Consider the following 12,908-nt stretch of genomic DNA (forward strand, 5'->3'; position numbering starts at 1 on the left):
TACCAATATATTAAACAAATCTATTCACGCCTATATTTCTTTGTTTCTTCAAAAACGTGTTCTAAAATATCTTTATCTTGCTGTGTAAATTCAATTTGACGCCTAGACATAACAACTTCTGCTACTTCAAAAGCCTTTTTTGTTAAATAGGTTGTAAAACCACTATTACCTCCCCAACTAAAACTTGGCACAAAGTTTCTTGGAAAACCACTTCCAAAAATATTAGCACTCACACCTACAACGGTTCCTGTATTAAACATGGTATTAATACCACATTTACTATGATCTCCCATCATGAGTCCACAAAACTGCAAACCTGTTTTTGCAAAACCTTCAGTTTGATAATCCCATAATCTAACCTCGGCATAATTGTTTTTCAAGTTAGAGTTATTAGTATCTGCTCCTAAATTACACCATTCACCTAAAACAGAATTCCCTAAGAAACCATCATGTCCTTTATTTGAATTAGCAAAAATAACAGCATTATTAATCTCTCCTCCTACTTTACTTTGAGGTCCTACCGTGGTAGGTCCATAAATTTTAGCGCCTAACTTTACAACCGCACTTTCGCATAAAGCAAAAGGTCCTCGAATAAGAGCTCCTTCCATAATTAAAGCATCTTTACCTATATATATAGGACCATTAGTTGCATTTAGTGTAGTAAATTCTATGGAAGCACCTTCTTCAATAAAAATATTTTCTGGAGCAATAATATTATTACTTTTAGGAATTGATTGCGATTCTCTACCCTCTGTTATTAAATTAAAATCTTCTTGAATAGCATCTCCGTTTTTAGAAAAAATATCCCACGTATTTTCAATTTTAATACTATCTCCTGTAAATTCTATAGCATCAAATGTATCAAAATCAATATCTTCTTGCGACTCTTTAGCAAAAAAGGCTATAATATTGTCGCCATCAAAAACAGCTTGATTTTCCTTTAAATCTTTAATAATACTTACTAATTCTAAATTTGGAAGATAAGACGCATTAATCATAATGTTCTCTTCCATTTCTACCATAGGATATTTATCAGACAAATAATCTTCAGTAATAGTTGTGGTGGTAGTTCCTAAAAAAGTTTCCCACTTTTCCCTAATGGTTAATATACCCACTCTAATATCGGCTACGGGTCTTGTATATGTAAAAGGTAATAGGTTATTACGAGATGGTCCGTCAAAAAGGATGTAATTCATTTTCAAATTTAATAAGTTATAATTATTGCTATTAACCTAAACTTTAATTTAATCAAAAATAGTTTAATTGCATAAAACAAAAAAGCCTTTCATTAATGAAAGGCTTTTAATATAAAATATAATGCAAAATTATTTTTTAAATTTCGCGTATTTGTTTTTGAATTTATCAATACGACCAGCAGTATCTACTAATTTAGATTTACCAGTATAAAATGGATGAGATGTTCTTGAAATCTCCATTTTTACTAATGGGTACTCAACACCATCAACCTCTAAAGTTTCATTTGTATTTGCAGTAGATTTTGTTAAAAACACATCGTCATTAGACATATCTTTAAATGCTACAATTCTATAATTTTCTGGGTGTATACCTTTTCTCATCGCTAAATGCTTTAATTCTTTTCAATTTTGGAAGTGCAAATTTAAGTAAATTTTATAAATCTACAACACTTTTTAATATTTTTTATTTACATTACAAATGTAACGTTTTATTATCTTTGAATACTAACTAATCAACTAACAAAATTATCATATATATTATGGAAAAATCTTTAAAATCAATTGCAATTAATTATGGCTTATACTTAGGAGTTGGATTATCTTTATTTACCCTTATTGGATACACTATAAACCTTAGCTTATTAGTTAATTATTGGGTTATGCTTTTAATACTACCATTAGCTGTTATAATTTCAGGAATTGTAGCTACAGCAAAAATAAAAGCTCATTTCAATGGTTTTCTTTCTTTTAAAGAAGCTTTTTCATCATTTTTTATAACTGTAGCCACTGGAATAATTATTAGCACATTGGTTTCAATTATCATTTTTAACTTTATTGATCCTGATGCAGCTATAGAAATAAAAAATATTTTAATTAGCAACACAGAAGATTTAATGAGAAGTATGAATGCTCCAGTAGAAGCCATTGCAGAAAGCGTTAGTCAAATTGAAAAACAAGACACCTTTGCTTTTGGCACGCAACTTAAATCTTTAGCACAAAGTATCATCTTTTTTGCTATTATTGGGTTGTTAGTTGCTGCTGCAATGAAAAAAAATAACCCAGACGCAGAATAAATTCAGTATTTTTGAATATTATTTTTGAAAATATATAAATGAATATATCTGTAGTTATACCACTACTTAACGAACAAGACTCTTTAACCGAATTACATGATTGGATTGCAAAGGTTATGCAATCCAATCATTTTTCATATGAAATCATTTTTATTGATGATGGAAGTACCGATGATTCTTGGAATATTATTAAACAATTATCTGTAAAAGACGAAAACTCTAAAGGTATTCGGTTTTTAAAAAACTTTGGAAAATCACAAGCTCTTCATGCAGGTTTTGAAAAAGCTAAAGGCGATGTGGTTATTACTATGGATGCCGACTTACAAGACAATCCTGATGAAATCCCAGAACTATACAATATGATTGTAAAAGATGGATTCGATTTAGTTTCTGGCTGGAAAAAGAAGCGTTATGATTCTGTTATTTCAAAAAACCTCCCTTCAAAATTATTTAATTGGGCCGCTAGAAAAACCTCTGGCGTTAAATTAAATGATTTTAATTGCGGATTAAAAGCTTATAAATTAGAAGTTGTTAAACATATAGATGTTAATGGTGAAATGCATCGTTATATCCCTGTACTGTCTAAAAATGCTGGTTTTACAAAAATTGGCGAAAAAGTAGTGCAACATCAAGCCAGGAAATACGGTGAAACCAAATTTGGAATGGATCGGTTTGTTCATGGGTTCTTGGATCTCATTACCATTTGGTTTTTATCCCGTTTTGGTAAACGCCCTATGCATTTATTTGGTGCTTTAGGTTTTATTATGTTTGCTATTGGTTTTGGCTTTGCAACCTACCTAGGCATCGATAAATTATTTTTAAATCCTTCTGGACGACTTATAACACAACGTCCTCAATTCTATATTTCACTAGTTACTATGATTATTGGGACACAGTTTTTCGTAGCTGGATTTTTAGGCGAAATTATATTACGCACCAAGCAGGACAAAAAACGATATTTAATTAAAGACAAACTAAATTTAATTTAATTATTAAAAAACAACTTAATAATTATCAATACCTAAACTATTTTTGTTAATTATTATCTCACAATTGCTTACTTTTGAAGTATATTTTTTAAGACATTATGATACACATTGAACCAAAAATTTTAGATAGAATTAATAGCTGGTTAACCCCTGCATTTGATGAAGATACGCAAGCTTTAATAAAAAGTAGTATTGCTAATGACCCAGAAGACATTCAAGAAAGCTTCTACAAAGATTTAGAATTTGGAACTGGTGGTATGCGAGGTATTATGGGTGTAGGCACTAATCGTATTAATAAATATACACTTGGAAAAAGTACACAAGGTTTAAGTGATTATTTACACAATCAATTTCCTAACGAAACCCCTAAAGCTGTTATTGCTTATGATTGTAGACACAACAGTAAAACATTAGCAAAAGTTGTTGCCGATGTCTTTTCTGCAAATGGTATTGAAGTGTATCTATTTGAAGATTTACGCCCTACTCCAGAATTATCATTCGCCGTAAAACATTTAAATTGCCACTGTGGTATTGTTTTAACAGCATCTCACAATCCTCCAGAATATAACGGCTACAAAGTTTATTGGCAAGATGGTGGGCAACTAGTCCCTCCGCATGATAGCGCTGTTATTAATATGATTAATGCTTTAGATTATGCCGATATTAAATTTGAAGCCAATGATAGTCTTATAAAATATATAGGAGAAGATGTTGATAATATTTTTATTGATGCCTCTGTTAAAAACGGATGTGTAGGAGCTACTGATGCTGCAAAAGACGATTTAACTATTGTGTTTACGTCGCTTCACGGTACATCTATTACAGCAGTTCCTGAAACCTTAAAACGTGCAGGCTATAAAAATGTGCATATTGTAAAAGAACAAGAAGTTCCAGACGGCAATTTTCCAACGGTTAAATCGCCAAACCCAGAAGAACCTGCAGCTTTAAAAATGGCTTTAGAACTAGCTGAAAAAGTGAATGCTGATATTGTTATTGGAACCGATCCTGATTGTGATAGATTAGGTGTAGCTGTTCGTAATGCAGATGGTGATTTACAATTGCTTAACGGAAATCAAACCATGTTAATGATGACTGATTTCTTATTAAAACAATGGAAAACAGAAAACAAAATAAAAGGTAAAGAGTTTATTGCTTCAACTATTGTATCTACACCAATGCTTAGCAAATTAGCTGAAGCATACAAGGTAGAAAGTAAAATAGTTTTAACAGGTTTTAAATGGATTGCTAAACTAATTCATGATTTCCCAGAGCTTGACTTTGTTGGTGGTGGTGAAGAAAGTTTTGGTTTTATGGTAGGCGATTTTGTTCGCGATAAAGATGCCGTTACCTCTACCCTTTTAGCTTGTGAAATTGCAGCCATAACAAAATCTCAAGGAAGTTCTTTTTTCAATGAGCTTTTAAACCTTTATACAGAGCACGGTTTTTATAAAGAAAAACTTGTTTCTTTAACTAAAAAAGGTATTGAAGGTGCTCAAGAAATTAAACAAATGATGGTTGATGCTAGAGAAACGCCTTTAAAAGAAATTAATGGTTCTAAAGTAGTTAAGTTTGAAGACTACGATTTATCAATCTCTAAAAACATGTTAACTGGAGAAGAAAGCACTATCGATATTCCAAAATCTAACGTATTAATTTATTATACTGAAGATGGTAGCCAAATAGCTTTAAGACCTAGTGGAACAGAACCAAAAATAAAATTCTACGTAAGTGTAAACACAAAATTAGATGCTGTTGAAAATTTCAAACAAACAGAAACCTTGTTAGACACTAAGGCTGAGGATATTTTAAAAGACATGAAACTCATTTAATGAATCATTTTTATAACATACTTAAGTATGCTAAACCATACAAAAGGTTTGCAATAGGACACATTATTTCTAATGTGTTTTTTGCTTTATTTGGCACACTATCTTTTGTGGCTTTAAAACCCATGCTCGATGTTATTTTTAAAAAAGAAAAAGAAGCTCCAACAGTTAAGCCTATATTTTCTTGGAACATTGAGTTTTCAAAATTAGGAGATTTTGCTGAAGACTATTTAGCATACCAAATGAATCAGTTTACTGGTGGCGATAATTCTAAAGCACTTATACTAGTTGTTGGGCTTATTATTGTAATGTTCTTATTAAAAAACATTTCCGGGTATTTAGCTAATTATTTTTTAGTATTCTTAAGAAATGGTGTTATTAGAGACCTAAGAAACAAAGTTTACAAGCAAACTGTAGAACTTCCACTTTCATATTTTTCTGAAAAACGAAAAGGCGATATTTTATCTCGTGTTACTAGTGATGTTTTAGACTTACAATATTCATTTTTGTCTGTCTTAGAACTTATTGTTAGAGAACCTTTAACGATTATTTTTACTATAACCGCAATGCTGATTATAAGTGTCAAACTCACCTTATTTGTGTTTGTTTTTATTCCTGTTATGGGGTTTATCATATCAAAAATTGGTAAAAGTTTAAAACGAAAATCAGATCGTGTTCAAAAAGAACAAGGAACATTTTTATCTACTTTAGAAGAAACCCTTACTGGCTTAAGAATTATAAAGGGATTTAATGCTGAAGAGAGTTTTAATGATAAATTCCAAGAATCAACAACACGTTTTTACCATTTTTCAAACAAGCTTTTAAATCGTCAAAACTTAGCGTCACCAACAAGTGAATTTCTAGGTATTTGTATGATTGCTGTAATACTATGGTATGGTGGTAATTTGGTTTTAAATTCAGATCCTGATTTAGCTCTAGACAGCAGTAGTTTTATAATATATATGGGGTTAGCTTATAATATATTAACTCCTGCAAAAGCAATTTCTCGTGGTCTGTATAATATTAAAAAAGGAGGTGCTGCTGCAGAGCGTATTCAAGAAATTATTGACACACCAAACCCTCTAAAGGATAAAGAAAATGCCATTTCAAAAGATAGTTTTGATTCTGAAATTGAATTCAAAAACATTTCTTTTAAATATCAAGATGAGTATGTTTTAAAAGATTTCTCTTTAACTATTCCAAAAGGAAAAACAGTGGCATTAGTTGGACAATCTGGTAGTGGAAAATCTACCATAGCCAATCTTATTACACGCTTTTATGATGTAAATAAAGGTAGTATTTTAATTGATGGAATTGATATTCGCGATTTAACCACAAGTTCTTTAAGAAGTCAACTTGGTATTGTAACTCAAGATGCCATTCTATTTAACGATAGTATTAAAAACAACCTAAAGTTAGGAAATGAAAATGCTACTGAAAACGACGTTATTGACGCTTTAAAAATTGCTAATGCTTGGGAATTTGTAAAAGATTTACCTGACGGTATAGAAACAAATATTGGCGACTCTGGAAATAAGCTTTCAGGCGGGCAAAAACAACGCTTAAGTATTGCACGTGCAGTTCTTAAAAGTCCTCCTATTATGGTTTTAGACGAAGCTACCTCAGCTTTAGATACCGAAAGCGAACGCCTCGTTCAAGTAGCTTTAGAAAATATGATGAAGAATAGAACTTCTATTGTTATTGCACACAGACTTTCAACTATTCAAAATGCAGATGAAATTGTAGTACTTAATAAAGGTGAAATTGTAGAACAAGGAAAACATAACGAGCTTATTGACAAAAAAGGTGTTTACCAAAAATTAGTAGACATGCAAAGCTTCGAATAAACAATTACAAACCATATAAAATATAAAAAAGGATAGAGATTTGGGTTTCTATCCTTTTTTTGTTCTTGTTAGATTTGGGGACAACTAACAACATAAGTAAGTTTCTGATACAAATTTATATTAAAAAAACATTCCTGACAAGAAAAAACGTATTTAATCGGGTTTTAAATGCATTTCGTCGATAAAATTGCAGATTTCAATAAGACTTTTAATAAACAAGAGAATACCTTAAGCATCTTGACAAAAAAGTGTTTACAAAAATGATTAGAGATGAAACGCTTTAGATAAACACGTAAAAAAAGGTATAAAATATAAAAAAGGATAGAGATTTGGGTTTCTATCCTTTTTTCTTCTTGTTAGACTTGGGGACGACTAACAACATAAGTAGGTTTCTGATACAAATTTATATTAAATAAACATAATTGACAAGAAAAAAATGTATTTAATCGCATTTATTTACACTTAATCGATTAAAAAGACTTTAAGATACTGATTTACAATCGCTTAATTTTTTACGGAAATATATAAATAAATTAGACTTTAAACTTTTAGTATATTTAGTAGTCTAAAGCAAAACTAGTTTAGTGACTGACGAAGTACAATTAATAGAACAACTTAAATCGAATACCCATAAAGAGCAAGCCTTTAGGGAGCTAATAACGCTTTATAAAGAACGTTTGTATTGGCACATACGTAATATTGTAAAGTCGCATGACGATACTGATGATGTCCTTCAAAACACATTTATTAAAATTTATAAAAATATTCATAACTTTAAAGGAGATAGCAAACTATTTTCTTGGATGTACCGTATTGCAACTAACGAGTCCATAACATTTATAAATAAAAACGCAAAACGCTTACAAACAACAAATGAAGAAGTTCAGCAATTAGCACTAAACAATTTAACTTCCGATGTGTATTTTGAAGGGAATGATATTCAATTAAAATTACAGAAAGCTATTGCAACATTACCCGAAAAGCAACAATTGGTTTTTAACATGAAATATTTTGAAGACATAAAATATAAGGATATGGCTGATATTTTAGAAACTAGCGAAGGAGCATTAAAAGCATCATACCATATTGCAGTAAAAAAAATAGAAACTTATTTAACTAAAGATTAAACCTTTAACAAACAAAACAGTCTTATTAATAAGATGAAAAAAAATAACTTACATAATATTAACGAAACCGGTTTTAAAGTACCTAAAGATTACTTTGAGAACCTTGAAGATGCTATATTAAGTGACATAAAACTTAAAGAGCTATCTCATGAGTCTGGTTTTATAACACCCAAAGATTATTTTGATACTTTAGAAGATCATATTATTGAAAAAACATCAACTAAAGAAACTCCAAAAGTAATTTCATTATTTAATAGAAGAAACCTACTTTACCTATCTGGTGTTGCTGCAGCTGTATTATTACTTTTTAATTTATCTATTTTTAACAACACAACCACTTGGGCATCATTAGATACTGAAACGGTAGAAGATTATATGATAAACGGAGGCTTATTAGACTCATATGAAATTGCATCATTACTAACAACAGAAGAACTCTCTGATGCTAATTTTATAGAAACTAATTTTAACGAAAACAATATTGAAACCTACTTAATAGATCATCTAGATATAGAAGATTTATATGTTGAATAAAACAAATATTATAAACAAATGAAAAAAATTATACTCCCACTATTCGTGCTACTATTATCATTAAGCACATTTGCCCAACATAAAGGCAGAGAAAAAATAAAAGCACTTAAAGTCTCTTTTATTACAGAAAAACTAGATTTAACAGCACAAGAAGCACAACAATTCTGGCCTATTTATAATGCTTATGATGAAGTAACAACAAAAATAAAATATACTGATATAAAAAAAATTAGACGTGAAATAAAACAAAATTTCACTACTATATCTAATGAAAGAGCCAATGAACTTTTAAGCCAACTATCGGGTTATGAAAAACAATTACATGATGAAGATGTTAAACTTATCAGCAAACTAAGAAAAGTGTTGTCTCCTAAAAAAATAATTTCACTAAGAATAGCAGAAGAAGATTTTAAAAGAAAACTATTTGAACGGTTTAAACAAATGCGACAAAATCATAAAAAACCTGAATAATAAAATATGGAGCAATAAGCTCCTTTTTTATTACCTAAAAGTTAATTTAGATATCTTTCCTTGTCCAGCTGCATACGCTGTACTATCATTTAAAAACCGAATAGTATAAAAGCTTTCATCTGTTATATGATTCCACAACTCACCAGAATCATTACTAAAATCGATTCCTGTAAAACCAACAGAAACTAAATCCTTTCCTCCTTTATTTGGAATATATTGGACACAACTCTTATAATTTGGGTTTTCATTCTCTGCTACTAAAACCCATGTTTTTCCGCCGTCAGTCGTTTTTATTTTATTGGCAGTATTTACACTTGGGTTGCTATAATCGCCTCCAATAGCAAATCCGTTATTTTCATCATAAAAATCGATGGAATAAATGCCTTCAGTAACTTTCTCTTGAATTATAGGCGTATTTACAACTTCCCATGAAGTGCCTTTATCTTCAGAATAATATATATTCCCACTTGTAGTAGCTATCCATGTTTTATTTTTAAGGACTTTAATATTAGTATTACTTGCAGCAAAAGCACCTTCGCCCGCTTCCGCTTTTGGCAAATTATTGCATGCTGTTTTTTGCCATGTTTGCCCACCATCTCTTGTTATAATAATAGACAAACAGCCATTCATACTATCACCAACAGCAATACCTTCGGTGTCATTCCAAAAGGTCATCGCATCATAAAAAACGCCTTCTCCTCCTTCTTCTTTATAAACCAATTCCATGTTTCCTGTATCACCAGTTTTAAACAATAAAGCTGGACTTTCAATACTTAGCATAAAGAAATCTGTACTTGTATGCGCAACTGCTCGAAAATGCAAGTTTAAAGTATCGTATTTTTGAATAGAAGTTTGCCATAATTTTGTTTTAGGATTATATAACCCAAAAGCACCATTATTCGCCGCAAAAGCTAAACTTTTATCATTCAATATATCTATTGCACGAATACTTAATAAGGAGTCTTGTAAAATGGTTTCAACATCTACGTTACTAAAACTTCTAATATTTTCGTCTTTCTTTCCCCCACATGAAAATAAAACGATAGTAACCAATACAAATAAAATACGATTCATAAATTTCAAATTTCTATAAAAGTAGAAAAGCAAAATGAATAAACAGATAAACGATTTAGCAAATCGACATTTTAAACGTAACTTTGCACCCTTATTTATATACAATGCGATTACACAGAAATTTATGCTTTGCGGTTATTGATGGTTTAACCCTAATATTTAACGAAGGAAAGTATGCCGATAAGGTAATACAACAACTACTAAAACGTGATAAACGTTGGGGAGCTCGCGACAGAGGTTTTGTTGCCGAAACCACCTACGACATGGTACGATGGAAGCGTTTATATGCGGAAATTGCTGAAGTAAAAGAACCGTTTGACAGAGAGAACCTGTGGCGTATGTTTGCTGTTTGGGCAACCTTAAAAGGAATAAAATTACCAGATTGGAAATATTTTGAAGGCACGCCTTTACGAAAAATTAAAGGGCGTTATGATGAACTCTCAAAAACCAGACGATTCAAAGAATCTATTCCAGATTGGATGGATGAAATTGGTCGGAAAGAATTAGGAGATGCTGTTTGGGGTAAAGAAATTGCTGCTTTAAACGAACAAGCCGACGTTATTTTAAGAGTAAACACGCTTAAAACAACCAAAGAAAAATTACAAACGGAATTATTCGATTTAGATATTGAAACAGATTTTATTGATAACTATCCAAGTGCACTAAAATTAAGAGAGCGTGCTAATGTATTTTCTACTGAAGCTTTTAAAAATGGTCATTTTGAAGTTCAAGATGCTTCATCGCAATTAGTAGCTGAGTATTTATATGTAAAACCAGGAATGCGTGTTGTTGATGCTTGTGCAGGTGCAGGAGGAAAAACATTGCATTTAGCCGCTTTAATGGAAAACAAAGGTCAAATTATTGCTATGGATATTTATGGCAATAAATTGAATGAATTAAAACGTCGTGCAAAACGAAACGGTGCTCATAATATTGAAAACCGTGCTATCGAATCGACTAAAGTCATTAAAAAATTATACAATAAAGCAGATCGTGTTTTAATTGATGCCCCTTGTTCTGGTTTAGGTGTATTACGTAGAAATCCGGATGCTAAATGGAAACTACAACCCGACTTTATTAATAAAATAAAGAAAACCCAACAAGACATTTTACAACAATATTCTAAAATGGTAAAAGCTGGTGGACAACTAGTATATGCTACCTGTTCGGTATTACCATCTGAAAACCAAGAACAAGTTGAAAACTTTTTAAAATCTGAAGCAGGTGAAAATTTCACGCTTGTAAAAGACAAAAAAGTATTGTCGCATAAATCTGGTTTTGATGGGTTTTATATGGCGTTGTTGGAACGTAAAGCTTAATACTTGTTTAATTTAATAAACTCTTATGTTAAAATAAGAAACACTTAACTTAATAATAGTTAAAAACGTTAAAGCTTTTTTAAAAAAATTCTTACACTTATAAAAAACACTTGATTTGTTTTAAATAATTTTAAAATTTAAAACAATGAAAAAACTATTACTAGTAACAGCAATCGCTATATTGGGATTCGCAACCGTTAACGCACAAGATATAGATTTTGGAGTAAATTTTGGCATTGTATACAAACTAGATAACGGTCTTAATTTTAATGCACGTTATAATTGGGGTTTAACCAATATTACTGTTGAACATGACATAACAAAAAATAATAGTGTGTTTCAACTTTCTGTAGGCTATTTTTTTTAAAACATTACACCTTAATATATTAAAAACCGAAGTCTATTAGCTTCGGTTTTTTGAGTTTTATTAATTATATAATAAGAACTTTAAAACAAATTTCAATAGAAAACCATATAACTCACCTTGTTTATATGTAGGAAAAATTAATTATATTTACAGTTTAACAGTAGTTAAAAACTCACTTTATATCGACTTATTTATGGGATGTGATAACTAAAAGATACTATATAAAAAGTTAGCAAAAATTATGAAAAAAATAACGATAATATTAATTATTATATTAAGTAAAACAGCTTATTCTCAAAATAAAGAATATATAAATGATTTTGGAACTCCTCTTACAAAAATCGAATTCAAAAAAATAAGAAGAGATGGTGGAGTTGTTGTTAGGCATAAAAACAATAATCATTCTAAAAAAGGAATTATTCCAATCGAATACAATGGACATATATCAGACTCTCTAAAATTAAAAATTATAAACTTTTTAGAATCAAATTCCAACTTTAAAATAGATAATACAGATAAAATAATTATAGATTATGCAATTGACCATCGCTGCAATGTAATAAATAATATTAATTTCAATCGTTATATCAAAACTATTGAAGAAAATGAAGATTTAGCTTTGTTTCTTGTCATAGACAATTATGACAATAATGCTAAAAATCAAATTGTAGACAGCTCTGATTTAATAAAAAATAACTTTTTCAAATACATCCATTGGAATTTAGAATATCAATACAAATGTGGTGGAGTTCTTTTAATTTATCCTGACAATTCATTCCTGAGAATTTATAGTGAACATAATCCTATGGACATATTTGATAAAATAACATTTGCTAACAATCGAATAAAACCAATAAAAAACTCAAAATCCCAGCAATAACCTCAACTTCATAAATGTTTACTAAAAACATTTGAACAAACCCCAAAGCTTATTTTTAAAAACGCAAACCCGCGTTAGCGATTAAGACATTTGTTGAAGCTCTCCCGATTTTTTTATCGGGAAGCGACTGCCGCAAGCGCGACCCCTTTTCGGGGTAACGCCCAAACTAAAAAACATCTGTTTAAAACCCCTTAATAACTCTCTG

The 12,908-nt window shown here is 30.3% G+C and carries 13 protein-coding genes; 10 read left to right on the forward strand and 3 right to left on the reverse strand.

The window, feature by feature from the left end; all coding sequences use genetic code 11:
- Positions 1-20: 20 nt before the first annotated feature.
- Together ACH5TX_RS07665 and ACH5TX_RS07670 are read right to left on the reverse strand one after the other, a co-directional pair.
- Entirely contained in the window at positions 21-1,196 is a 1,176-nt protein-coding gene (locus tag ACH5TX_RS07665) for a GlmU family protein (RefSeq protein ID WP_439338943.1), read from the reverse strand.
- A gap of 129 nt (positions 1,197-1,325) precedes the next feature.
- A complete protein-coding gene (locus ACH5TX_RS07670) occupies positions 1,326-1,577 on the reverse strand; it encodes a type B 50S ribosomal protein L31 (RefSeq protein ID WP_092853449.1) in 252 nt (83 codons plus the stop codon).
- A gap of 158 nt (positions 1,578-1,735) precedes the next feature.
- Between ACH5TX_RS07670 and ACH5TX_RS07675 the strand changes: the two genes are divergently transcribed.
- From ACH5TX_RS07675 to ACH5TX_RS07705, 7 genes are all read left to right on the forward strand, one after another.
- Positions 1,736-2,269: a DUF4199 domain-containing protein gene (locus ACH5TX_RS07675; protein ID WP_439338944.1), complete on the forward strand. Its 534-nt coding sequence runs from the start codon at positions 1,736-1,738 to the stop codon at positions 2,267-2,269.
- A 38-nt stretch (positions 2,270-2,307) separates the two neighbouring features.
- Entirely contained in the window at positions 2,308-3,258 is a 951-nt protein-coding gene (locus ACH5TX_RS07680; RefSeq protein WP_439338945.1) for a glycosyltransferase family 2 protein, read from the forward strand.
- A 98-nt stretch (positions 3,259-3,356) separates the two neighbouring features.
- Positions 3,357-5,087, forward strand: coding sequence for a phospho-sugar mutase (locus ACH5TX_RS07685; RefSeq protein WP_439338946.1), 1,731 nt, complete (start codon positions 3,357-3,359; stop codon positions 5,085-5,087).
- Positions 5,087-6,931 carry an ABC transporter ATP-binding protein gene (locus tag ACH5TX_RS07690; RefSeq protein ID WP_439338947.1) on the forward strand — a complete coding sequence of 615 codons (1,845 nt, stop codon included), beginning with the start codon at positions 5,087-5,089 and terminating at the stop codon, positions 6,929-6,931. The genes ACH5TX_RS07685 and ACH5TX_RS07690 overlap by 1 nt, the downstream gene beginning before the upstream one ends.
- Before the next feature lie 584 nt (positions 6,932-7,515).
- On the forward strand, positions 7,516-8,058 hold the full coding sequence (locus ACH5TX_RS07695) for an RNA polymerase sigma factor (RefSeq protein ID WP_439338948.1): 543 nt from the start codon (positions 7,516-7,518) through the stop codon (positions 8,056-8,058).
- Between the two features lie 33 nt (positions 8,059-8,091).
- Positions 8,092-8,592: a hypothetical protein gene (locus ACH5TX_RS07700; protein WP_439338949.1), complete on the forward strand. Its 501-nt coding sequence runs from the start codon at positions 8,092-8,094 to the stop codon at positions 8,590-8,592.
- A gap of 18 nt (positions 8,593-8,610) precedes the next feature.
- Positions 8,611-9,063, forward strand: a complete 453-nt coding sequence (locus tag ACH5TX_RS07705) for a sensor of ECF-type sigma factor (protein WP_439338950.1) — start codon at positions 8,611-8,613, stop codon at positions 9,061-9,063.
- A 30-nt stretch (positions 9,064-9,093) separates the two neighbouring features.
- On the opposite strand, the gene ACH5TX_RS07710 is transcribed toward ACH5TX_RS07705, so the two are convergent.
- Complete coding sequence (locus ACH5TX_RS07710; protein WP_439338951.1) at positions 9,094-10,137, reverse strand: WD40/YVTN/BNR-like repeat-containing protein; 1,044 nt, start codon at positions 10,135-10,137, stop codon at positions 9,094-9,096.
- Between the two features lie 104 nt (positions 10,138-10,241).
- On the opposite strand from ACH5TX_RS07710, the gene ACH5TX_RS07715 reads away from it, so the two are divergent.
- The 3 genes from ACH5TX_RS07715 (at position 10,242) to ACH5TX_RS07725 (ending at position 12,703) form a co-directional block, all read left to right on the forward strand.
- Entirely contained in the window at positions 10,242-11,456 is a 1,215-nt protein-coding gene (locus ACH5TX_RS07715) for an RsmB/NOP family class I SAM-dependent RNA methyltransferase (protein ID WP_439338952.1), read from the forward strand.
- Positions 11,457-11,601: 145 nt separating this feature from the next.
- Positions 11,602-11,823: a hypothetical protein gene (locus ACH5TX_RS07720; protein WP_439338953.1), complete on the forward strand. Its 222-nt coding sequence runs from the start codon at positions 11,602-11,604 to the stop codon at positions 11,821-11,823.
- A gap of 241 nt (positions 11,824-12,064) precedes the next feature.
- A complete protein-coding gene (locus ACH5TX_RS07725; RefSeq protein WP_439338954.1) occupies positions 12,065-12,703 on the forward strand; it encodes a hypothetical protein in 639 nt (212 codons plus the stop codon).
- The last annotated feature ends 205 nt before the right edge of the window (positions 12,704-12,908 follow it).

The sequence above is a fragment of the Thalassobellus citreus genome (genome assembly GCF_044385915.1).
Classification (GTDB): domain Bacteria; phylum Bacteroidota; class Bacteroidia; order Flavobacteriales; family Flavobacteriaceae; genus Thalassobellus; species Thalassobellus citreus.

What these genes read in the sequence shown, in the direction of transcription:
- ACH5TX_RS07690 (WP_439338947.1), top strand. Translation starts at nt 5,087, where the DNA reads ATGAATCATTTTTATAACATACTTAAGTATGCTAAACCATACAAAAGG.
- ACH5TX_RS07725 (WP_439338954.1), top strand. Translation starts at nt 12,065, where the DNA reads ATGAAAAAAATAACGATAATATTAATTATTATATTAAGTAAAACAGCT.
- ACH5TX_RS07675 (WP_439338944.1), top strand. Translation starts at nt 1,736, where the DNA reads ATGGAAAAATCTTTAAAATCAATTGCAATTAATTATGGCTTATACTTA.
- ACH5TX_RS07715 (WP_439338952.1), top strand. Translation starts at nt 10,242, where the DNA reads ATGCGATTACACAGAAATTTATGCTTTGCGGTTATTGATGGTTTAACC.
- ACH5TX_RS07700 (WP_439338949.1), top strand. Translation starts at nt 8,092, where the DNA reads ATGAAAAAAAATAACTTACATAATATTAACGAAACCGGTTTTAAAGTA.
- ACH5TX_RS07720 (WP_439338953.1), top strand. Translation starts at nt 11,602, where the DNA reads ATGAAAAAACTATTACTAGTAACAGCAATCGCTATATTGGGATTCGCA.
- ACH5TX_RS07680 (WP_439338945.1), top strand. Translation starts at nt 2,308, where the DNA reads ATGAATATATCTGTAGTTATACCACTACTTAACGAACAAGACTCTTTA.
- ACH5TX_RS07710 (WP_439338951.1), bottom strand. Translation starts at nt 10,137, where the DNA reads ATGAATCGTATTTTATTTGTATTGGTTACTATCGTTTTATTTTCATGT.
- ACH5TX_RS07705 (WP_439338950.1), top strand. Translation starts at nt 8,611, where the DNA reads ATGAAAAAAATTATACTCCCACTATTCGTGCTACTATTATCATTAAGC.
- ACH5TX_RS07665 (WP_439338943.1), bottom strand. Translation starts at nt 1,196, where the DNA reads ATGAATTACATCCTTTTTGACGGACCATCTCGTAATAACCTATTACCT.
- ACH5TX_RS07670 (WP_092853449.1), bottom strand. Translation starts at nt 1,577, where the DNA reads ATGAGAAAAGGTATACACCCAGAAAATTATAGAATTGTAGCATTTAAA.
- ACH5TX_RS07685 (WP_439338946.1), top strand. Translation starts at nt 3,357, where the DNA reads ATGATACACATTGAACCAAAAATTTTAGATAGAATTAATAGCTGGTTA.